We start from the raw sequence: 267 nt of genomic DNA on the forward strand, positions 1-267 counted from the left end.
CTTGCAGGGTGAAGTAGAGACTGATGTCTGCGTGATCGGCGCCGGTTACACCGGTCTGTCCTCTGCCCTGTTTCTGCTGGAGAACGGTTTCAAGGTAACGGTTCTGGAAGCGGCCAAGGTTGGTTTTGGCGCGTCGGGTCGTAACGGCGGTCAGATCGTCAACAGCTATAGCCGCGATATCGATGTGATCGAGCGCAGCGTTGGCCCCAAGCAAGCACAGTTGCTGGGGCAGATGGCGTTCGAGGGTGGGCGGATCATTCGTGAGCG

1 protein-coding gene is annotated in these 267 nt (G+C 58.8%); it reads left to right on the forward strand.

Going from position 1 to position 267, the window contains the following annotated elements:
* Positions 1 to 31: 31 nt before the first annotated feature.
* A partial coding sequence (locus SB772_RS41695; RefSeq protein ID WP_410838732.1) for an FAD-dependent oxidoreductase occupies positions 32 to 267 on the forward strand: 236 nt, incomplete at its 3' end.

Source organism: Paraburkholderia sp. SIMBA_030, assembly GCF_046535245.1.
Lineage (GTDB): Bacteria > Pseudomonadota > Gammaproteobacteria > Burkholderiales > Burkholderiaceae > Paraburkholderia.